The organism is Paenibacillus ottowii (genome assembly GCF_006874425.1).
Taxonomy (GTDB): Bacteria; Bacillota; Bacilli; order Paenibacillales; family Paenibacillaceae; genus Paenibacillus; species Paenibacillus ottowii.
In genome coordinates this window covers 341662-364731 of record NZ_VIJZ01000005.1, presented here as the reverse complement: position 1 = coordinate 364731, position 23070 = coordinate 341662, and the positions used below count along the sequence as shown (strand labels likewise).

Sequence of the window (23070 nt, the reverse complement as noted above, 5' to 3'; positions counted from 1 at the left end):
TTATGCTTTAAACCACCTTCTAAGAATTGGAATGCGGGTGAGGTTGTCCCAATCGATCATTTTGATTATGGTCATCAGGAACAGGTAGAGAATAATTCCTATTCCTGCGGCAAAAATAAACTGGAGCCATATTTGATTGAAAATCGTTAAATGCCTGTAGGTATATAATACCGCTGCCGCCATAATGATCATTCCCATCCCGGTTTTCCAAAAGTCAAGTAAACGTACACGAAAACGAAGCAGTCTGCTGACACTGAAGCCATGTAGGAGGGTAACGATAGCATTATTAATACAGATGGCAATGACAGCTCCGTAAATACCGTACTGAGGTTGGGAAGCAAGCCATACAATCAGACCAATTTTGATAATGGCTCCGATAAAGGTATTCAATAAGGCACTTCCAGGACGGTCTAATGCCTGAAGTGCTGCCTGAAGCGGGGCCTGAATGTACATAAAAAGAGCAAATGGGGCCATAAGTTTAAGCATGCTTGCAATATCGCCATTATTGTAGAGCAACAAACACAGCGGTTCTGCCAATACATACATAATAACGGCAAATGGGGCTCCTGCGACTAGAGCAAGACGAAGCGATTGATGCAAACGTTTGTGAATGGCGGTAATATGTCCGTTAGCTGCGGCTTCGGATAACGAAGGCACAAGTGAAACAGCCAACGAGCTGGTAAGGACCCCCGGTAGTAATAAAACAGGAATAACCATTCCTTGCATGGCTCCATATTGTGCGGTTGCCACACCAGTTGCAATGCCCGCTATGGCGAGGCTGCGCATACACAAGATCGATTCGAGTAGATATGATAAGGAACCAACAAGCCTACCAGCCGTGACGGGAACGGATATAGACATAAGACGTGACAAAATAGATGATTGCTCGGTATAGACCTCTGAAGATAAAGGAGCCTTCGGTTGAAGAGTATAATCCTTTCGCTGGTTCCAGGCGTATTGCCATAGCAGCACAACCATGCCAATGAATTCACCCGCCAGAGCACCGAGCATGGCACCTGCAGCAGCGTAGGCTATCCCATGGGGAAGTAACAAGTAAGCAAACCAAATGACGCAAAAAATGCGCATGACGGTTTCCGCAATGGAGGAACTCGCGGACGGAATCATATTTTGTTTTCCTTGAAAATAGCCCCTATAAGCTGAGGAAACAGCAACAATGACAATCATTGGGCTCATACTCACAAATGTATAATATACCCGGCTGTCGGTCAGGAGATGGCTTGTGATCCAAGGTGCAAACACAAGACAGATTGCCATGGCAATCAGGCTGAGTGTAATGGTGAAGCGCAAGCTTGTGTGCAAAATACGCCGTGACATTTCGGGTTGCCCTGCCGTTTCAGCTTCAGCTACAAGCTTGGCCACCGCAAGAGGGATGCCCCCAGTAATAAGAGTCACTAGTACGATAAAAAAGGGATATCCCTGCTGGTAGAGCCCTACTCCTTCGGGACCGATAATACGCGGGAGTGCGATTCGGGGAATAAAACCCAGTAGCCGATTGATGATTCCCGCTGCCAATAAAATAATTGCTCCATGAATGAACGTCTGCTTTTTCAATCGCAACTCCCTCTTCCCCAAAATGTAATTCAGCATCTATATGTTCCTTAGAAGATATGCCGGACCTGTCCATGTTCATGACAAGCTTTTCAGCTTGAAAATAAGGTGATCCAGATTACAAGAGGGAGAGTGGGGAATTCTGCTATTGACGAGCGAAATGAATGCATATATTGTTGATTTACGGCTATTTTCGACGAAAAGAAGGGTTTTCCAAGATCAGGACAGAAATGTTCTATAAAGCAGTCAACAACCCCGCTAATTACTGATCTGCGGAACCGATAGTCGCTGGGAGGAGGAACGGCCATCGTGGGTATGGAAGAGCTGGATGAGCAGGATTGGGTTGACGCAATTGAGATACTCTGTCAAAGTAAGGCGGATGAGCTGATTCTTGTAGGCTATGAACATGTCACCAGTAAGGACGTGTGGAATTGCGTCAGCCATAAATATGAAAAGGAGGGTATTCCTCCGCTGCACAAGCTCGTTAACGATATACTTTCCCTTAAAGCGACGAGCTTTATGAACTATTTGACGATGTCCGCATTACGGGGCTCCACTTTCGAATAGAAGGGGGTCTTTTTTTGCGTTCAAATTGACTGCTTTTTGAGGGGTAGCTATAATAGGAATATTGAGAATGAAAGGGGAACATGGGACGGAATGAAGAGAATTCTAAGTTTCATCGTGGTCGTGCTCATAACAACTGGTGTTATGGTCGGGACAAGCCCGGGCCTACTAAAAAGTTTAAAACTAGGCCTCGATTTAAAGGGAGGCTTTGAAATTTTATATGAAGCCCAGCCTTTGGAAGCCGGGCAGCAAGTAACCAGCCAGTCTCTGATACAAACAGCACAAAGTCTGGAAAGACGGATTAATGCGCTTGGTACGACTGAGCCGGAGGTAACAACAGAGGGGAGCAATCGGATTCGGGTGCGGCTTGCTGGTGTCTCTAATGAGGCAGAAGTCCGCTCCATGCTGAAAAAACCCGCAGAGTTAACCTTCCGTAGTGCAACGGCAGCAGATGCTAAAAAGCCGGGTCAATACAGTAAAATTGAGCTCCGTGGTAATGATTTTGTGGAGAATGGCGCTGTTGTTGGCTATGACCAGCTGAATAAACCTGAGATTAGTATTAAAGTAAAGGACAAAGCCAAATTCGCGGAAATCACAAAGCGACTTATGAATAAAGAGTTGGCTATTTTCCTGGATGATGAATTACTGTCTGCACCTACAGTCCGCAGTGAATTGACGGATGGCAGTGCTTCGATTACAGGTAACTACACACGTGATGAAGCGAACAAGCTAGCAGATACCATCAACCTGGGTGCTCTTCCGCTTAAACTTACGGAAAAATATTCTCAGAGTGTAGGGGCTACACTGGGTCAATTGTCATTGGATCAGACAATCCGTGCTGGTCTGATCGGCTCGGTCATCATTCTAATCTTTATGATTGCAATGTTCCGTGTACCGGGACTGATCGCTAGCTTCTGTCTCATTGTTCATACTTGGTTGGTGCTTGCGATCTTTTATTTGGGCGGTTTTGTGCTCACACTTCCGGGCATCGCAGCCTTCGTGCTCGGGATCGGGATGGCGGTGGATGCCAACATTATTACGTATGAACGGATTAAAGAAGAAATCAAGTCAGGCAAAACGATTCGTTCTTCTGTCATCGCAGGCAGTAAGGCATCGTTCCGTACAGTTATGGATGCCAATATTACAACAATCATAGCGGCAGCCGTCATGTTTGGTCTGGGTACAGGCTCCGTTCGAGGATTTGCTCTCGTGCTCATCGTTGATATTGTCGTTAGTATTTTGACAAATATCTTCTTCTCGCGCTTCTTGCTCAATCTGCTGGTTAAAGCGGATGCTGTGAAGAAGGCCAAGTATTTTGGTGTGAAGGAGAGTGATATTAGTGCGCTTTAATTGGGACTACAAATATGTCAAGATGAGCAAGTGGTTTTATACATTCTCGATTATTGTCACGTTGCTTGGTATTTTGAGCTTGTCGATATTCGGTTTGAATTACGGGGTTGATTTCCGTTCCGGTTCCAACGTGGATGTTAATTTGACCAAGGTAGTTACACAAAAACAGATTCAAACTTTGCTGGACAAGAACGGGATCGGCAAAGAGGTAGATTATACACCAGGTAAAGAGCGATTCGGCATTCGTTTTTCACAAGTGTTGACGGATCAGCAAGTGAATGATTTCAAAACCTCTTTTAACAAAGAGCTTGATCCAAAGGCATCATTTGAGGTCAATACGGTGGATACGGAAATGGCGCAAGAGCTGGAGCGAAATGCAATTTGGGCGGTTTTGCTAGCCTCTGTGGCCATTGCTATCTACATTTCGATTCGGTTTGAATGGCGTTTTGCGGTTGCTGCGATTGTTTCGTTGCTGCATGATGCGTTTCTTGTCATCAGTATTTTCTCGATTTTCCGACTTGAGGTCGATTTGACCTTTATTACGGCCATTTTGACAATTGTCGGTTTCTCCATTAACGATACCGTCGTTATTTTTGACCGTATTCGGGAAAATCTACGATTTGCAAAGAAAAAGTCCAGAGCTGATTTGGAGCAAGTAGTCGATCACAGTATTGCACAAACGATGACGCGTTCACTCGCAACTGTGTTTACAGTGTTTATTGCGTCCGTTTGTCTATTCATATTTGGCGGCGAATCGATTCGGATGTTCTCGCTTGCGATGGTGATCGGTTTGCTGTTTGGTGCTTACTCTTCCATCTTTATTGCCAGCCCGTTGTGGGTAGCTCTGAAGGGAAAACAAAAGACGCCGACAGCTGGTGGAGCAGCCAAAACTGCAAAGTCTTAAGTTACGCAAATACCAGTAGTATAAAATTAAAGAGAAAGCCGCGTCTGCTTAGGCGCGGTTTTCTAAGGTTTTAATATTTACCTTATGTTTGGGGTTAATAGTGAGACACGGCGTTCATAAAAAGTTTTATTTGAAGAAATCCGGTTAATTGGAATGGAGCTTTATCGGGAAAGGGTTAGTTCAGGATTGAGGGGGAAACGTTGTGAGTAGCGAACGCAGCCGATCACTAGAAACTGCGGCGTTGAGCGGGATTGTAGGTAATCTCGTGTTGGCTGTTCTTAAGGGAACCGTCGGTTATGCGGCAAACAGCAAAGCGTTGTTGGGGGATGCACTGCACACGGCTGCGGATAGTGCTTCCCGTTTGCAAGAGCTGTTGTTTTCCAAGGCAAGTACAGATCACGGAGTGCTGGCGCGGTTGCGGAACGGTGAAAAAGTTCGGACGGTCATATCTGTGGTGCTGGCTATCCTAGTGCTGATGAGCGGGCTTCAGCTAGGTATTTCTGCTGTTCGTTCATTAAGTAGTTCGGAGCCGCAGGCTCCCGGTCTGTATGCTTTAATTACCGTGTTAATTGCTTTGGTGTTGAGAGAAGCATTATTTCAGTTTCAATATCGCTACTCGATAAAACATGGCCTTAAAGCGGAAGCAGACCGGTATGCTAACCATGAACGGTACTCGCTGTATTCATCTTTGATTGCATTGATCGGCATGATCGGTGCAATGACTGGCGAAGCAATGGAATGGCCTGCACTATTGTATCTTGATCCAACTGCAGCTTTGCTGGTAGCCTGTCTGGTGTTGCGTAAAGGATATCTGATGGTGATGAATACCGTGTACCAAGCTCCTGCACAGCCCTTGCGGGAGGAAGACTCCCAGCGCTTTATGGAGACGATTCAACGAGTATATGGTATTGTAACGGTGGAACACTTACATGCTCAGGAAACGGGCCATTTCATAACAGTGGATGTTACGATAAGTGTTAACCCGCGGATTACGGTGCAGGAAGCACAGGAAATTGCCGATCGAGCTAAAAATTTGCTATTAGCCCGTTTTCCACAGGTGACTCATGTACAAATGCAGTTCATTTCTTACCAAGCCGGGTATCCTTATAAATCCAATCATGAACTGCCTGATAATGATGCGTCGTCCTTGCTTCAATGAGGCAGGCCGACTATGAAAGAAAGGTGAATAGGATTGCTTCATTCGCAGTACAGATGGAAGACCCCGGAGGTTAACCTGGAAGCGGCTCAGCCGTTAACAGAAGAGCTGGGGATTTCACCATTGTTGTCCCGGCTTTTAGTAAACCGGGGCGTCACTACAGCCGGGGAAGCAAACCGCTTTTTGTACGGAAGTGTGGACGATGTACACGACCCATATCTGCTTCTTGGGATGAAAGAGGCTGTGCCGAGAATTCGCCAGGCCCTGGAGCGTGGCGAGCATATACTAATCTATGGTGACTATGACGCGGATGGCGTATCCAGTACATCATTGATGATTCAGCTTATGCGTTTTCTGAAGGCATCTTATGATATTTACATTCCTCATCGTTCGAATGAGGGATATGGTCTGCACAACCATGCTCTGGATTGGGCACATCAGCAAGGAGTTACGCTGGTTATTACGGTGGATACGGGAATTAGTGCAGTAGAGCAAGTTGCTTATGCGACTTCCTTAGGGATCGATGTAATTGTGACTGATCATCATGAACCGCCTGCTGTACTTCCTGAGGCTTATACATTGATCAATCCGAAGCTGCCGGCTTGTCCCTACCCATTTAAAGGCCTTGCAGGCGTTGGTGTTGCTCTGAAGCTGGCTCAGGCGTTGTTGAGTGAAGTACCCGAGGAATGGTTTGAAATTGCCGCTATTGGTACAGTAGCTGATTTGATGCCACTACATGGTGAGAACCGGACGATAGTACGCCGAGGGATTCAATCCATGAGAAACTCTGCATTCCCAGGGATTCGGGCGCTACTTCATCTAGCGGGTGTGGAGATATCCACAGTGACTTCGGTCAACATCGCGTTTGCATTGGCTCCGCGGATTAATGCGAGCGGGCGACTGGATCATGCGGGACGAGCTGTCTCCCTGCTAACGACAGAAAAAGAGGAGGAAGCAGACCAACTTGCGCATGCGCTGGATCTGCTCAATCGTGAGCGTCAACAAGTGGTCGAACGCATTGTGGAGCAAGCCGAGCAGCAACTAGCATCCAAAATCAATGGAGGCAAGCTTCCATCCGTTATTGTTTTGGCTGGTGAAGGCTGGAATGTTGGTGTCGTCGGGATTGTGGCATCCAAGCTGTTGGATCGCTATTATCGGCCAACTATTATTCTAGGCATAGATGCGGAGACAGGCATGTGCAAGGGTTCTGCTCGCTCTATTCCTGCATTGGATATCTACAGTGCTCTCACAGATTGCCATGAGCTCATGGAGCATTTTGGTGGACATCCTTCGGCGGCGGGAATGACATTGTCCTGTGACAATCTTCAATTATTTGAAGAACGGCTAAACCGCTATGCAGCTTCCATTCTCACACCAGAAGATTTTATTCCTGTAGCTGAGGCTGATATGGTCTGTCGTCTGGATGAGGTATCTTTACAAGTAGTTGAAGAACTCGAATTGCTCCAGCCTTTTGGTATGGGAAATCCCTCGCCACGATTCGTATTACAGGGGCTTCAATTGCGTGAGGCTCGTAAAATGGGACGTGAGAAAAACCATGTGAAGCTAGTACTGGAGCAGAACGGTTTATCGCTGGAAGCAGTTGCCTTCCGACGTGGCGATTTGGCTGATTTTTTACAGCAGGATACGGACATAGATCTGTTGGGTGAATTATCAATTAACGAGTGGAACGGTAAACGATCCCTTCAGCTGATGTTGCAGGATATTCGTGTGCAGGCTCCGCAAATTTTTGATTACCGTGGAGTATCGGACCCTCTTGCCGAACTGGAGCGAGGGCTAAAGATCTTTCATCCAAGCTTAGAGGATAGAAAGAACGATGTAGCAGTGTTGATCCATCCCTCATCTCGGCTTCGTCCATCGAGCGCTGTGGATGCTGAATCCTTATGGTTATACGATAAAAATGGCTGCGTTACTCCCAGTGATGGTCAAAAAAATACACAGCACTCTGTGAAGTCATTGTTCGTACTGGAGCCGCCAGATACCCCTGAGCAGTTTCATGCTTTATGGTCTACCTTTGAGAATGTAGAGAACGTTTTTCTTCTTCATTCGCCCAGTGAGCGTGGCGGCCGGCTCGTAAGTCCCGATAGGGAGCTGTTTAAGCGTATTTACATTGTGCTTTCCCGAATGGGAACACAGCTAATTGATGAAAAAGCAATGCTGCCTGCCCTTAGCCGGCAGTGCTCCTGTTCAGTCCGTATGTTATCCAAAGTATTGGACATCTTCGAGGATCTTGAGTTTTTGACGCGTACAGAGGGTCAATTTCGTTTTGTATCCAATCCGCCCAAGCGGGATTTAACTGCTTCTCCGCGCTATCAGGAATTGTATAATATGGCTGAGATGGAGCGCTATTTACTGGACGCAGACACCACCCAAATGACAAGCTGGATTATGTCGCTTATGAAGGGTGCGTCTTGAGATACTACCTTGCAGTTTTGTAAAATGTATATACTAATTAGAAGTTTACAGTAGGAGGAACTAAGTTGGACTACAAAGAATATATTCGGGTGATTAACGATTTTCCACAACCAGGGATTAGTTTTAAGGACATTACAACCCTAATGAAAAATGGTGAACTGTACCGCAAGGCTATCAACGATATGAAGGAACTGGTATCTGATTTGAAAATTGATTTGATTGCAGGTCCGGAAGCACGTGGATTCGTTGTGGGTGCACCTCTGGCTTATGCATTGGGGGTTGGTTTTATTCCTATCCGTAAAAGTGGCAAGTTGCCTGGAGAAACCATTGAGGAAGCATACGGTTTGGAATATGGTAAGGATACTCTGGCTATGCATAAGGATGCGATTGAGCCGGGGCAAAATGTTCTGATTGCCGATGATTTGCTTGCTACAGGTGGAACCATCGCTACATCCGTGAACTTGGTACGCCAACTTGGTGGTAATGTGGCAGGAGCTGCTTTTCTGATCGAGCTGTCTGATCTCAACGGACGGGCGAAGCTACCTGACGTAGATGTATTCACCCTGATTAAGTATTAAGTATTTCGGAACCGGGGTTTCCCGGGAAATATTTTATGTATAGATTGTTTAAATAGCCTGATGGAACATCTCTTTATCTAAAGAGTTGGTCCATCGGGCTATTTTTTGATTGTAATTAAATTGAATTTCCTTATTGTAACAAATTACCACGGGTTTTATTGGAAAAGAGTTATAAAAAAATAAAATAAATGTCGATAAAGATTAAAAAAGAAACAGAGGTGGATATATATTGGGTATATTTCAATTTAAGAGCTTACAAGCACGTACATTTTCTACCTTGGTTCCAATCGTACTTATAACACTGATTTTAATCAGTTTTTTGTCTTATTTTTTTGCCAGGCAGAAGCTAGATACGGAAATAAGCCAAAATGCTGTTCATTCTTTGACAAGGGCTAAAGTTGATATTGCGGCAAATGTAGATCGCCATGCTTTACTTGTTTCGATGCTGACTAAGAGTGCGGAACAACTGGGAACAGGAATGAACATTGAGGGCTATGGACGTTTTTTTGAACAAGAGCTGGCTTTAAATGATATGTCATACGGGTTAGGTATTTATTTTGCTAAGGGTGCATATGATCCGGGAGTGACTTACCGTTCAATATATGTGCACAGAGATGGCGAGCTGGTCAAGCAAACGACTGAATATGACGATCCGCAATATGATTATTTAACGCAGCCTTGGTATACAGAAGCTGTAGAACGTGGTAAAGATATAAATTTCACAGAGCCTTTTTACGATAGCAAGCTGAACATCAATATGATTACTGCAGGGAAAGCATTTTATGACAGACAGGGAAAATTGTTAGGTGTCATTACAGGCGACCTAAATATGTCAAGTATCCAGACGTATATTGAAAAAATGAAGTTTGGTACTCAAGGTAGTGCAATCTTGTTGGATAAGAACGGAGCTATTCTGTCATCCGGCCTCCCATCCTTAAAAGCAGGCGAGCCGTTAACAAACACGATGAATGCAGAAGCAGCACAATCTATTCAAAGTGGTATGTCTGGACAACTATCCGTACCCCTTGATAATAAGGATTACCGGATAATGTACGAAACACTTCCACAAACCGGATGGAAAATCGGTGTATTACTGCCAGAATCGGATTTGAATCGCTCTGCGAATGAAATGCTTAAACTTCTATTAATGGTGAGTGTTATAGGCATTTTACTAATTATAGGAGCGGTATTGATTAACAATTCAGGTATGATCAAAGAGATTAAAAAAATAATGCAGATGACCAATCGCATGGCTCTTGGGGATTACACCGTTGAACTAGCACACCGACGTAAGGATGAGTTTGGTCAAATGGCTGACGGGATCAATAAGGTGATAGGTGTAACTAGAGGGATGGCATTGCGCTTGAATGAAGAGTCGAACGTGATCTCAGGCGTATCTTCAAAAATGTCCCAAGAGATTTCCGGGGCTGCTATAGATGCGCACCATAATGCAGAAGAATTAGCACAGGTGAAGGAAGGAGCCGAGCTTCAATTGGCTGCCGCAGCAGAGAGTGCGACTGCGATGGAACAAATGGCTGTTGGCATACAGCGCATTGCTGAATCTATACAGCATGTATCCGAGTCAACCACCGAGATTGAACATAAAGCACAACAAGGAAATGAACGGTTGAACGTGGTCAACCAAGGAATGTATAAAGCGAAACTGTCTATGGATGAGGCGGGCAGAGTAGTAAGTTCGTTAAATGAACGGTCCGCCCAAATTGGTAGTATTATTGGAATGATTCAGGAAATTAGTGGACAGACCAAGTTGCTGTCGTTGAATGCTTCCATTGAAGCCGCCCGTGCCGGGGAGCATGGCCGAGGGTTCGCTGTGGTGGCTTCAGAAATCGGCAAGCTGGCCGTTAATGTAAGCGAGTCTGCGGAGCAAATTACGAGTCGAATCCGAGCCATGCAGGAAGAAACCAAATTAGCCTTGGAAGGAATGCAGCAGGGGGCTCTGGAGATGGATGAGGGAGTGTCTATTTTACGTGAGGTGGAAGAACGTTTTATAGCGATGAATCAGGATATTCAGCAGGTAGCGACAGAGGTACAGGAGGTTTCTTCTGCCTCTGAAGAAATGTCGGCAGGCTCGGAAGAAGTTGCGGCATCTATTGGTTATCTTGCAGATATTGCGAAAGCTTCAACTGAACGTGCAGGGCAAGCTTCGGAACGATCCGAACGGCAGCTAAAGAACCTGGAAGGTCTGAATAGCTCCGCCAAGTCGCTTACAGGTGTCTCTGATACCCTTAGTCAGGTCGTATCCCGTTTTCAAGTGTGATATTGCCAAATAAATAAAATGCATAAAAAGACGCCGTTCCATGTAAGAAGGATACTTACACGCTTGCCTACACAGCCTGAGCGTGTTGATTCTAACCTACATGGAGCGGCGTTTTTTAAATTGAAGACAGATATCAATCTGGTGTTTTTTCAGTTAAAGGTTCCTGCGTTTTATCGTTCGACCAGCCGAGCACATCAATCAGCTTGAAGAACAGACTCAGAATAATCCCAATGATTGTAGCCAGTGCCATACCTTTCAGGGTAACAGCACCCCAAGTGAACGTAGTACCGCTGATTCCGACAACCAACACAATGGTAGCGAGCAGCATATTGGTTGGCTTAGCGAAATCAACCTTTTGCTCAACGAAGATTCTAAGACCAGAGGCAGCGATCACACCGAATAATAACAAGGATACGCCACCCATAACTGGGGACGGAATATTAGAAACAATCGCGGAGAACGTACCCGAGAAGGACAACAGGATGGCAATGATAGCCGCCCCCCCAATAACCCATACAGAGTACACTTTCGTTAATGCCATAACACCGATATTTTCACCATAAGTCGTATTAGGTGTAGAACCTACAAAGCCGGAAATGATGGTAGAAATCCCGTTACCCAGCAGAGAACGATGGAGACCAGGATCCTTGGACAGCTCGCGTCCGACGATGTTGCTAGTAACAAGCAGGTGACCAATATGCTCTACAATGACCACCAGAGCAACAGGAAGAATCGTCAGCATAGCCGAGGCATCAAAGGTTGGAGTAGTAATTGTGGGATGACCGAACAAAGGAGCATCCGCAATGGCCTGTGTATTGACCATTCCCATAAAATAAGCAAGCACATAGCCTACCACGATACCGATCAAAATGTGAATAATTTTGGCGAACCCACGAAACAATACCGCTCCTAGAACCGTAACACCCAGTGTAACGAGGGAAAGGGTGATCGTTTTGGGATCAGGTGTCCAGGCTTTAGTCGGATCGGCATTGATAATGCCTGCCATGCCTGCTGCAACCGGTACAAGCTCCAGACCGATTAAAGCTACGATGGAGCCCATGACAGCCGGTGGAAAAACGATGTCCAGCCAACGTGTCCCAGCATATTTGATTATCAGGGCGACGAGGCAGAAAATAATACCTGTAGCAATGAAAGCACCCAAGGCCATTGCATAGCCACTGCTGCCAGGGTTACTTTTAAGCACAAGACTGACGGGAGCGATAAAAGCGAAGCTGGAGCCGAGATACGCAGGAATTTTGCCACGGCAAATCCATATGTACAACAATGTTCCAATACCGTTCATGAGCAAAATCATGCCGGGATCGACGCCGAAAATATTGGGCACCAGCACGGTGCTGCCAAACATGGCAAACAAATGCTGTACGCTGAGCAGGAACCCAGGCCCTGCTGGAAGCTTTTCATTAACTTGAATTTCGCGTTGCAACGCAGTTCACTCCTTAGTTCTTTCAATTATTCTTATATACATTAATTACTTTTCGTAATTTTTTCAATATAATTCGTTCCATTTCGCCAATAATCGTGATTTTACTTATCCATGTGTGACAAAATAATGCGACAGTGCCAAACCTGTAATAGTTGACGTGTGGCGTGCTAAGCGTCATAATTGTAGGAAATCACTTTTAAAAAGGGAACCTTTGCGCGACATTGATCGGCGGGTTCCATTTTGCATAGAAAGGACACGGAATAGAGCAGAATGGGGATAGAGCAATTACTTAAAAAGGCCGGGGCTTATACCAGAGAAGCAGATCTTATCCGCATCAGGGACGCCTATGATTTTGCCGAGCAGGCCCATTCCGGCCAGACTCGTAAGTCCGGTGAACCTTATATTCTGCATCCGCTTGCGGTTGCTGATATCGTCGTTAATATGCAGATGGATACCATCTCCATTATCGCCGCTCTTTTACATGACGTTGTGGAGGATACGACAGTGTCTTTAGCGCAGATTCGCGAGCATTTTGGCGATACATGTGCGATGCTTGTCGATGGTCTAACGAAGCTGGAGCGTATCCAGTTCCGATCCAAGGAAGAACAGCAGAACGAAAATTATCGAAAAATGTTTATTGCGATGGCGCAGGACATTCGTGTCATCGTCATTAAGTTGGCAGATCGTCTGCACAATATGCGTACCCTGAAATATCAATCGGAAGAAAGCCAGCGTCGAATTGCTTATGAAACGTTGGAGATTTTCTGTCCGGTTGCAAACCGATTGGGTATTTCAGCAATTAAATGGGAAATGGAAGATATTGCTTTGCGTTATCTGAATCCTCAGCAGTATTATCGCATCGCTAATTTGATGCATAAGAAGCGGGCAGAGCGCGAGCAATTTATTGATAATGTCATACAGCGTATCAGAGAAAAGCTGGAAGAGATGGGCATTCAGGCTGATTTGTCCGGACGTCCTAAACATATTTACAGTGTTTTTAAAAAGATGACAACGAAAAACAAGCAATTCAATGAAATATATGATTTGCTGGCTATTCGAATTATTGTAGATAACATTAAAGACTGTTATGCCACATTGGGGATTATCCATACGTTGTGGAAACCGATGCCGGGGCGGTTTAAGGATTATATCGCCATGCCTAAGGCTAATATGTATCAGTCTCTCCATACGACCGTAGTGGGTCCCAATGGAGAGCCTACAGAAGTACAAATTCGTACAGTGGATATGCACCGCACCGCTGAATTCGGGATTGCCGCCCATTGGGCTTATAAAGAAAACAACGGGGCAAATAACACGAACTTTGAGGATAAGATCACCTTTTTCCGAGAAATTCTGGAGCTGCAAAACGAGGCGAAGGATGCGTCGGAATTTGTGGAATCACTCAAAATGGACTTTTTCTCAGACCTTGTGTTTGTTTTTACGCCTAAGGGAGAGGTTATTGAGTTGCCGGCTGGATCGGTTCCGCTGGACTTTGCTTTCCGTATCCATACCGAAGTTGGAAATCGGACAATTGGCTCTAAGGTAAATGGAAGAATTGTTCCTTTGGATTATCGTCTGAAAACTGGCGATATCGTGGAAATTATGACGTCCAAGCATTCATATGGACCTAGTCAGGACTGGCTTAAAATTGCTCAGTCCTCTCACGCGCGCAGTAAAATCAAGCAGTGGTTCAAGAAAGAAAAACGTGAAGAGAATGTCGAAAAAGGCCGCGAAAGTCTGGAACGTGAGCTAAGGAAGCGTGATATTGAGCCGTCGGTGTGGATGAGCGAGGACAAACTTCAGGAAGTGGCGCAAAAGTTCTCTTTCAATGATTCTGAAGATATGCTGTCAGCGATTGGGTTCGGCGGTATAACCGCAGCGCAGGTCTGTACACGTCTGACAGAGAAGCTGCGCAAGGAACAAGAAGAGGCTCGGCTGATCGAACTAACGACCGAGGTCAAGGAGTACAAACCACAGGCTGAACGAAAAAAAGCACCGACCAACGGTGTCAGCGTTAGAGGCGTCGACAATTTGCTCGTTCGTTTTGCACGATGTTGTAACCCTGTACCAGGTGACGATATCATCGGCTACGTAACGCGTGGGCGCGGCGTATCTGTTCACCGTACGGATTGCCCGAATATTCCTTCGGGTATGGGTGAAGATCAGGCGCGCGTGATTGAAGTCGAGTGGGAAGAAGCAGCCGAGGTTAATTATAGCGTCGATATTGAGATTACAGGCCATGACCGCAACGGTTTGTTGAACGAGGTGCTTCAAGCCATTTCTGAGAACAAAACCAGCTTTTCGGCTGTGACAGGACGTACAGATAAAAATAAAATGGCAATGATTCACATTACAATTCTCATTCGTAACACGGATCATTTGCATTCCGTTGTCGAACGGATCAAACGGGTGAAGGATGTATACACCGTGCATCGGATTATGCAATAACTTAACTTTTTAAGCGTACATGTAGGTTATATAGTGTTTGTAATACAGCTTGAGTTCAAGGCTCGCAGAGGACTTAAAAGAGCTGTGATACGGCTATGAACACCTTTTAAGGGGAAAAGTAAAGGGGCAGCGGAGAGGCGATGAAGATCATAATTCAGCGCTGTAAAGACGCTCAGGTAACGGTGAATCAAAAGGTGGTCGGCAAGATCGGAACCGGATTAATGCTGCTGGTTGGTATTGGTCAGGGAGATACGGCAGCCGATGCCGTTTATTTGGCGGATAAAACAGCAGGATTGCGTATATTTGAAGATGCTGAAGGCAAAATGAACGATAGCGTGTTGGACGTCGGTGGAGCTATTTTGTCAGTCTCTCAATTTACATTGTACGGTGACTGCCGTAAAGGGAGAAGACCCAACTTTATGGGAGCGGCCAAACCTGAGGAAGCGGAGAAGCTGTATGATTTCTTCAACAGCCAGCTTCGAGCCAAAGGCCTGGAGGTCGAGACAGGAATTTTTGGGGCTATGATGGATGTTTCACTGACCAACTGGGGCCCAGTGACGTTGATTTTGGATAGCGAACGTTCGTAGTTCAACATTGATTAGGTATGATCTGAGCACCTGAGCAGAAGAAAAGAATAAAATAACCGTTTAGAGGGAACCTAATGTCATCCCGGTTGGTGGCAAGCCATCTGGTAAGCTTTAAGGGTGACAGGAGAGACGAAGTGATGCGTCAGACCCCAAAAATGGACGGATTTCGAAGCTCGGTGCTGCTGTATCCTGGCAGTATACGGGAGGCAATCAGCCTTACTCGTAATGCTGATGCGTTATTACAGCATGTTGCTACAGCTGTGGACAAGCCAGGACGCGGTGCCCTGCCACGTAGGTAACAACAAGAATCAATTGTGGTAGACGTAGCCTTAAAGTCTTAACAACGTGTTGTCTTAAGCATTTATAAAGAGGTCGAAAATAAAATATGTGGCAGTAAATCAGAGGGGAGCCAAAAGGGCTCCTTTTTTATTTTCACTGCTGAGAATTGTTATAAACACAGATCATGCGGGTAATAACAAAGCGTGGTAAACAAACCTAACTTTAAGCTCGCTCTGAGGATAATCGGAAAGGAGATCTGAACGATAATGAGTAAAATTGCATTCTTGTTAGCTGACCAATTCGAGGATTCCGAAATGAAGGTCCCCTATGATGAACTGAAAAAGGCTGGACACGAGGCAGATATTATTGGGCTAAAACAAGGTGAAAAAGTGAACGGCAAACAAGGCAAAGTAAGCTACACCATTGAGAAATCCATTGCTGATGTGAAATCAAGTGACTACGATGCAGTGGTTATTCCTGGTGGATCATCTCCGGAAAATCTGCGTCTGGATGCGAATATCCTGAAATTTGTAACTGAAATGAACGAGTCCAAAAAAACGATTGGAGCTATCTGCCACGGACCGCAAATTTTGGCGAGCGTCGATTTGTTACAAGGCCGAACGATCACAGCTTACCCTCCATTAAAAGATGACTTGATTAATGCGGGTGCTCATTTTGAGGATCGAGAGGCGGTCGTGGACGGCAACTTTATTACCTCTCGGACGCCTAAGGATGAGCCAGCCTTTGTACGTGAGTTGTTAAAGGCATTGTAATTTGACCGTGAATGCTTCTGTAGATTTATGCCAGTACAATTCCCATACGAGGAGGATTTGAGATGGCTAAACAGATTCAGGCTTATTTCCGCACAGAAGATGAAGCTGAGGGTGCCAGAGCTTCGCTTCAAGCTTATAGAACTGAACATTTGGAAGTAGGTGCTCTGGATGAGGCACTCGGTCGCGAGACGAGGGTATTAATTCCGCTTATTCCCTATAACAATACTGGTTCTGTGAGCACAGGAGGTTCTGCTGATGCGGCAATCCCAGCCGCAGGGGCCTATGGGGAGAATATTCTACCAGGTGCGAAGTATGACGAGGTTAATTCTGGTGCTGCCCAAAGGGATCTCAATGAAGATCGGAGCGGAACAACAGATCATGACGGAGGCTTGCTTCGGGCAACAGATGTGTATATTAACGGTGATCATAATGAATTGCGGTATGTATTGTCTGCCAAGGTGAATGAGGCCGATTATGAAGAGATCATCTATAAGCTTCGTTCCAATCGCGCCTATGTGGCGCAGCTAGATTAAAGACGAGCGAGTGGCACAAGATTGTCGATACCCGAGGAAATTGTCCACTAGCATGACTGTAATATAATTGTAATATTCGAAACATCATTCCTTAATATTCGTTGTTTATAATAACAGCATGACCCCCTTTTGATATATCTTTTTAAACCTGCGGACCGTTTCCGCAGGTTATTTTCTTTTTATAAGACTTATTTGTCTGATTCTAGGAGGAATCTCTTGACTTTGTCGAAGCAGTTCATTAAAATCATAAAATAATGAAAAATGATTTGATGACGGGACCAAGTACTCCGAACCCACAAGCGCAGAGAGGAATTTCCAGGCTGTAAAAATTCCCTTGATGAGCGGACGAATGACCTCCCCGAGAACAGGCGGCGAACAATGAGGAATTTCTGCTGAGCAATGCATAACATATGCCCAACAGCAGACTACCCTGCATAATAGCCGTACTGCGCGTTACGGGCGTTATACGTATGAGCGGAGTCAGCGCAATGCTGACGGACACGAAGTCATTCTTATGCGGGTGTCTGGGTAACTCCGGAATGTGGGTGGTACCACGGGTGGTTTGTAAACGACAATCCCTCGTCCCTGTTGATGTTAACAGGGCGAGGGATTTTTTGTTTTATATTGAAATTGGAGTAAGTAGAAAAGCGCACAATAAGAACTACAACGACGGGGGGATACGTTAATGGCCTTTCAAAAACCGACGGGAACACAGGATTTGCTGCCAGGCAGTGTTGAAAAATGGCAAGTGGTCGAGGAAAAAGCCCGCGAAATTAGCCGCCGCTTTAATTATCGTGAGATCCGTACACCGATGTTTGAACAAACGAATTTGTTCATTCGGGGTGTGGGTGAAACGACCGATGTGGTGGAAAAGGAAATGTATACTTTTGAGGATAAAGGCAAACGGAGCATGACGCTGCGTCCGGAAGGAACGGCAGGGGTTGTCCGCTCTTATGTGGAGAACAAGCTGTACGGTGAGCCGGATGTGACCAAGCTGTATTATATTGGTCCGATGTTCCGGTATGAGCGTCCACAGGCTGGGCGTCAGCGCCAGTTTCACCAATTTGGCATTGAAGCATTCGGGGCGATGGACCCGGCGCTGGATGCAGAAGTTATTGCTTTCGGGTACCAGTTCTGCCGTGAGCTGGGCTTGAAAGGTGTACAGGTAGAAATTAACTCTGTCGGTAATGCTGCCAGCCGTGCTGCTTATCGGCAGCATTTGGTGGATTTCCTGATGCCCATCAAGGATACGTTGACCAAGGAAAGCCAAGCACGTATCGAGCGTAATCCGCTGCGAGTGCTGGATAGCAAAGATGATCAGGACAAATTTGGCGGGGCACCTTCCATTCTGGATAGTTTGGATGAGGAATCCCGCACGCACTTTGAGAAAGTAAAGCAAAATTTGGATGCGATGGGCGTGGAATATACAGTGAACCCCCGCTTGGTACGGGGGCTGGATTATTATACGCTGACAGCATTCGAATTCAAAGCCGAAGGAATTGGGGCTATTGACACGATTGGTGGAGGCGGACGCTACAATGGATTGGTTGGCGATCTGGGCGGACCCGACCAGCCGGGGATTGGTTTTGGTATCGGGCTGGAGCGAATTCAGCTGATCTTGGAGCATCAGGGAGTCAACTTGAACGAAGCCAAGCCGCTAGATATCTATATGGTGGCGTTGGGTGAGGCAGCAGAAACGGAAGTAACCAAGCAACTGTTCAAGTTGCGGCAAGCTGGATTTTCCGCAGAGCGAGATTATCTGGGACGTAAAATGAAGGCGCAGATGAAATCGGCAGATCGCTTTAAAGCAAGATATACAGCGATTCTGGGTGACGATGAGCTTGTTAAAGGTGAAATTGCACTGAAAAACATGGAAACCGGTGAGCAACGTACCATTAAGCTGGATCAGCTGGTAGAAGAACTAGGTTAAATAACAGGATGTAACATCAGTCAGGGGGAGCTTCCCTCTGGCTGTCATATAGCATTAACTACTAAACATAAACAGGAGTGTGTATTATGAAAAGGAGTCATCAATGCGGCGCATTGACTCATGCGCATATCGGAGAAACAGTTACATTGAACGGTTGGGTACAGACCCGTCGTGATTTGGGGGGCGTACTTTTTATAGACCTGCGTGACCGTAGTGGAATTGTACAAATTGTGTTTAATCCGGCCTATTCCGGTGAAGCACTGCAAATTGCAGACCGTGTCCGCAGTGAATATGTGCTTGAGGTTACTGGCACCGTTGTCAAACGTGATGCAGAGACAATCAATACAAATCTGCCTACAGGTGAAATTGAAGTACGTGTTACTGAAATCGAAGTATTGAATGCATCCAAAACACCTCCATTCTTCATTGAAGATGGCGTAGAAGTAGACGAGTCGTTGCGTTTGAAATACCGTTATCTGGACCTGCGTCGTCCGGAAATGCATCAGACATTGAAGCTGCGTTCCAAAGCAGCAAAAGTATTCCGCGACTTCCTCGACGGCGAAGATTTTATTGAAGTGGAAACACCGATTTTGACGAAAAGTTCCCCAGAGGGCGCACGTGACTATCTGGTTCCTAGCCGAGTGCATGAAGGCGAATTTTTTGCCTTGCCGCAATCGCCACAATTGTACAAGCAATTGCTGATGGTGGGCGGCCTGGAGCGCTACTACCAAGTTGCACGTTGTTTCCGTGATGAAGATTTGCGTGCTGACCGCCAGCCTGAATTTACGCAGATCGACATTGAGACTTCCTTCATGCAACAGGATGACTTGCTGCCTATGATGGAGCGTCTGATGGTGAAGTTGTTCAAAGAAACAATTGGGGTAGAACTGGAAACCCCATTCCAACGGATCACACATGCCGAGGCAATGGACAAGTATGGTTCTGACAAGCCTGACCTGCGTTTTGGTCTGGAGTTGATCAATGTCAATGATATCGTGGCAACCAGTGGGGTAAAAGTATTTGCTTCCGTAATTGAAAAGGGTGGCGAAGTTAAAGTCCTTAATGCCAAAGGATGCGGTACATGGAGCCGTAAGGACATTGACGATCTGGGTCCTTTTGCAGCACGTTATGGAGCTAAAGGCTTGGCTTGGATTCAAGTGAAAGAAGGCGAATTCAAGGGGCCTATCGTTAAATTCTTCACCCCAGAAGAAATCGAGGCACTTAAAGAGCGTACGGGAGCCGAAGAGGGCGACCTATTGCTGTTCTCTGCAGATAATAAAAAAGTAGTTGCCGATGTTTTGGGCGCGCTTCGTTTGAAAATTGGCCGTCATTTGGGGCTCATCGACGATAACCAATTCAAATTTGCCTGGGTCGTAGACTTCCCGCTTCTGGGCTATGACGAAGAGCAAAAACGTTATGTAGCGGAGCACCATCCGTTCACTCGTCCGAAGGAAGAAGATCTGGCCCTCTTGGACACAGATCCAGGTCAAGTTCGTGCTCAGGCCTACGATATCGTGCTGAACGGCTACGAAGTGGGTGGCGGCTCGATGCGTATTTTCAAACGTGAAGTGCAGGAGAAAATGTTCAAAGCGCTCAACCTGCCGCCGGAAGAAGTGAAGGATAAATTCGGCTATCTGCTGGATGCTTTCGAATATGGTACGCCTCCACATGGCGGTATTGCCTTCGGATTTGACCGTCTGGTCATGCTGCTTGCAGGTCGTACAAATCTTCGTGAAACCATTGCATTCCCGAAAACAGCCAGCGCAACCGACCTGCTTATGGATGCACCAGCCGAAGTGGATCAAGCTCAGTTGGACCAGCTTCATATTCGTCTTGCACCGAAGCCTGTTGCGCCTAAAGCTTAAAACAAACGTTGGACCTTGCAGGTGCCATTCTATTGGCATGTAAATAGATTATAAAATGCCGTGAACCCGTTACCCTTTATGGGTAATGGGTTCGTGGTTTGTACGGTGGAATTCAAGTATAGAGTTTAAACCAGTAAGGGAGGATTACCATATGCTGCATCAATTTTCACGCACGGAACTGGCCATCGGGACGGAAGGTCTGGAGGTTATGAAAAATAGCACGGTAGCTGTATTGGGTATCGGCGGTGTCGGCTCGATTGCAGTGGAAGCGCTGGCGCGGACCGGTGTTGGACGTATTATCTTGATTGATAAGGACGTCGTAGACATTACCAATATTAATCGCCAAATTCATGCGCTGACGACGACCGTAGGGCAAAAAAAGGCTGATCTGATGGTTGAGCGCGTGAAGCTGATTAATCCTGAATGTGAAGCGATTGCACTGAACATGTTTTATACAGAAGAAACATATGAGGAGCTATTCAAGTACGACCTGGATTATGTGCTGGATGCTTCGGATACGATTATTTACAAAATCCATTTGATTAAGGAATGCTTGAAACGGGGAATTCCGATGATTTCCAGCATGGGCGCTGCGAACAAAATGGACCCAAGTCGTTTTCAAGTTGCTGATATTTCCCAGACAAGAATGGACCCGATTGCCCGTGTCATCCGTACCAAGCTACGCAAGGAAGGGATTACCAAAGGCGTCAAGGTTGTATTCTCTGATGAGGAGCCAATGAAGCCGCGCGAAGACATTACCAAAAAAATTGTACCTGCCAACGCGCCTGAAATTCGGAAAGCAAAGCAGCCGCCTGCAAGCAATGCTTATGTACCTCCGGTAGTAGGCTTGATCATGGTGAGTGTGGCCGTGAAGGATTTGTTAGAGCGCGCTGGTGTGTAAGCTGGAAAAATAGCATGACAGTACACCCATAGATTACAGTAGTGTGTGTTCCCTTTAAGACCTGTAGTTCTGTGCATCACTTCACTTGGTGTCACAGTAGACTACAGCTCTTTTTGTTTTGAAAAAACGCAGCTTACTGCAACAGATTGAACAACTTGCTGGAGGTTTTGGTATGAAGGATGGACTATGGTCCAGAAGTCTCGGTTTTAAGCCTGAGCACTATTGGAAAAAGGAATTGGCCGCGGGTGCCATTTCTTATTTTTCTGTTGTATATATTGTGATGGTTAATGCAACTATTTTGGCGGATGCAGGGATTCCGCTGCAAGGAGCGATGCTAGGGACACTGCTCACGTCCATTATCGGCTGTCTGCTGATGGCTTTTGGCGGAAAGTCTCCCATGGTTGTTGTACCAGGGATGGGGATTAATGCCTTTTTTACGTACACGCTCGTACATTCCATGAAGCTGAGCTGGCAGGAAGCGTTGATGGTGGTTGCTGTCACAGGGATGATATTCGCCATTGTGGCATTTACATCATTGTACAAGCTAATAAGTCAGGCGATTCCCCACAATCTGCAGCATGGAATTACGGTCGGCATTGGTCTGTTTTTAACCTTCATAGGCTTGCAAAAAAGCGGGATTGTGATTGCACATCAAACCACTTTTGTGGCTATTGGTCATTTTAATGATCCCAAGGTGATTACAGCCTGTGTAACATTGTTGCTCGCGATTGTATTATTTGTGCGCAACGTTCAGGGAGGTTTGCTTATCAGTATCTTGGTAGGAACCGGGCTTGCATACATACTGGGAGCTGTAGAGCCAGTAAGCGCGGTGCGAACCTCTGAAACAGTACGTCAATACGGGCAATTGTTTGGGGAGCTTTCCTTTTCAGGCATCGTTTCGGTAGCCTTTTGGATCGCTGTTTTTTTGCTGTTATTAATTGTGTTGTTCGAGAATGTTGGAATGATTACTGCACAGACCAACATGATTGGAAGACCGGATACTTTTAAGAACAGTTTGCGTGTATTGGCTGTCACCAATATCTTTGCTGGTATTCTGGGCAGCAGTCCCGCAGTAGCCGCTGCGGAATCGACGGCTGGTATTGCCGCAGGGGGACGCTCGGGAATGACACCGCTGGTAACTGCAATTTTATTCGGTGCGACATTTTTCTTTATTCCACTGTTGGCTTATATTCCTGACAGTGCCATTGCGCCTGTATTAATCATTATCGGGGGCTTAATGGTACAAAATGTGCGAGAAATGGATTTCAGTGATTTTACCGAATCGTTTCCTGCGTTTTTGATCATGGTGATGATGCCCTTTACTTACAGTATTGTAGATGGAATGGCATTTGGTTTTATTGCATACCCCGTAGCCAAGCTGGCAGCAGGACGGGGCAGGGAAGTGCCAGTCGCATTATATATCATTTCAGTGCTGTTTGTGGCTAACTTTGTGCTTCATTCCCTGGTGTAGTAAACTC

At 46.0% G+C, this 23070-nt stretch carries 18 protein-coding genes; 16 read left to right on the top strand and 2 right to left on the bottom strand.

All coding sequences use genetic code 11. The features are described from left to right. Positions 1-1572, bottom strand: a complete 1572-nt coding sequence (gene spoVB / locus FKV70_RS14680) for a stage V sporulation protein B (RefSeq protein ID WP_142613304.1) — start codon at positions 1570-1572, stop codon at positions 1-3. Between the two features lie 306 nt (positions 1573-1878). Here spoVB and FKV70_RS14675 point away from each other — a divergent pair, with 306 nt between their 5' ends. The 7 genes from FKV70_RS14675 to FKV70_RS14645 all read left to right on the top strand — a co-directional run bounded on the left by FKV70_RS14675 (position 1879) and on the right by FKV70_RS14645 (position 10832). Then, a complete protein-coding gene (locus FKV70_RS14675; RefSeq protein WP_063212990.1) occupies positions 1879-2136 on the top strand; it encodes a post-transcriptional regulator in 258 nt (85 codons plus the stop codon). 90 nt (positions 2137-2226) lie between these two features. Then, complete coding sequence (gene secD, locus FKV70_RS14670; RefSeq protein ID WP_063212991.1) at positions 2227-3483, top strand: protein translocase subunit SecD; 1257 nt, start codon at positions 2227-2229, stop codon at positions 3481-3483. Next, the gene (secF, locus tag FKV70_RS14665; RefSeq protein WP_063212992.1) at positions 3473-4387 is read left to right on the top strand and encodes a protein translocase subunit SecF; all 915 of its coding nucleotides are present in this window, start codon (positions 3473-3475) and stop codon (positions 4385-4387) included. Before secD ends, secF begins: the two co-directional genes overlap by 11 nt. 202 nt (positions 4388-4589) lie before the next feature. Then, positions 4590-5546, top strand: coding sequence for a cation diffusion facilitator family transporter (locus tag FKV70_RS14660; protein WP_142613303.1), 957 nt, complete (start codon positions 4590-4592; stop codon positions 5544-5546). Between the two features lie 33 nt (positions 5547-5579). Next, a complete protein-coding gene (gene recJ / locus FKV70_RS14655; protein ID WP_142613302.1) occupies positions 5580-7976 on the top strand; it encodes a single-stranded-DNA-specific exonuclease RecJ in 2397 nt (798 codons plus the stop codon). Between the two features lie 65 nt (positions 7977-8041). Next, the gene (locus tag FKV70_RS14650; protein WP_063212995.1) at positions 8042-8554 is read left to right on the top strand and encodes an adenine phosphoribosyltransferase; all 513 of its coding nucleotides are present in this window, start codon (positions 8042-8044) and stop codon (positions 8552-8554) included. Positions 8555-8783: 229 nt separating this feature from the next. Continuing rightward, complete coding sequence (locus FKV70_RS14645; protein WP_142613301.1) at positions 8784-10832, top strand: methyl-accepting chemotaxis protein; 2049 nt, start codon at positions 8784-8786, stop codon at positions 10830-10832. 133 nt (positions 10833-10965) lie between these two features. Here FKV70_RS14645 and uraA read toward each other — a convergent pair whose 3' ends face one another. Further along, positions 10966-12276, bottom strand: coding sequence for a uracil permease (gene uraA / locus FKV70_RS14640; RefSeq protein ID WP_063212997.1), 1311 nt, complete (start codon positions 12274-12276; stop codon positions 10966-10968). Positions 12277-12546: 270 nt separating this feature from the next. Between uraA and FKV70_RS14635 the strand changes: the two genes are divergently transcribed. The 9 genes from FKV70_RS14635 (at position 12547) to FKV70_RS14595 (ending at position 23063) form a co-directional block, all read left to right on the top strand. Continuing rightward, complete coding sequence (locus FKV70_RS14635; RefSeq protein WP_142613300.1) at positions 12547-14724, top strand: RelA/SpoT family protein; 2178 nt, start codon at positions 12547-12549, stop codon at positions 14722-14724. A gap of 140 nt (positions 14725-14864) precedes the next feature. Next, a complete protein-coding gene (gene dtd, locus FKV70_RS14630) occupies positions 14865-15311 on the top strand; it encodes a D-aminoacyl-tRNA deacylase (protein ID WP_013372633.1) in 447 nt (148 codons plus the stop codon). A 74-nt stretch (positions 15312-15385) separates the two neighbouring features. Next, positions 15386-15610 (top strand): hypothetical protein, encoded by a 225-nt coding sequence (locus FKV70_RS14625; RefSeq protein WP_142613299.1) that lies wholly within the window; start codon positions 15386-15388, stop codon positions 15608-15610. 246 nt (positions 15611-15856) lie between these two features. Further along, positions 15857-16363: a type 1 glutamine amidotransferase domain-containing protein gene (locus FKV70_RS14620; RefSeq protein WP_142613298.1), complete on the top strand. Its 507-nt coding sequence runs from the start codon at positions 15857-15859 to the stop codon at positions 16361-16363. Between the two features lie 62 nt (positions 16364-16425). Beyond that, on the top strand, positions 16426-16896 hold the full coding sequence (locus FKV70_RS14615) for a hypothetical protein (RefSeq protein ID WP_142613297.1): 471 nt from the start codon (positions 16426-16428) through the stop codon (positions 16894-16896). 685 nt (positions 16897-17581) lie between these two features. Continuing rightward, positions 17582-18826 (top strand): histidine--tRNA ligase, encoded by a 1245-nt coding sequence (hisS, locus tag FKV70_RS14610; RefSeq protein ID WP_142613296.1) that lies wholly within the window; start codon positions 17582-17584, stop codon positions 18824-18826. A gap of 86 nt (positions 18827-18912) precedes the next feature. Then, a complete protein-coding gene (aspS, locus tag FKV70_RS14605; RefSeq protein WP_063213003.1) occupies positions 18913-20691 on the top strand; it encodes an aspartate--tRNA ligase in 1779 nt (592 codons plus the stop codon). A 151-nt stretch (positions 20692-20842) separates the two neighbouring features. Further along, positions 20843-21592: a tRNA threonylcarbamoyladenosine dehydratase gene (locus FKV70_RS14600; RefSeq protein ID WP_063213004.1), complete on the top strand. Its 750-nt coding sequence runs from the start codon at positions 20843-20845 to the stop codon at positions 21590-21592. Between the two features lie 172 nt (positions 21593-21764). Beyond that, positions 21765-23063, top strand: a complete 1299-nt coding sequence (locus FKV70_RS14595; RefSeq protein WP_063213005.1) for an NCS2 family permease — start codon at positions 21765-21767, stop codon at positions 23061-23063. The last annotated feature ends 7 nt before the right edge of the window (positions 23064-23070 follow it).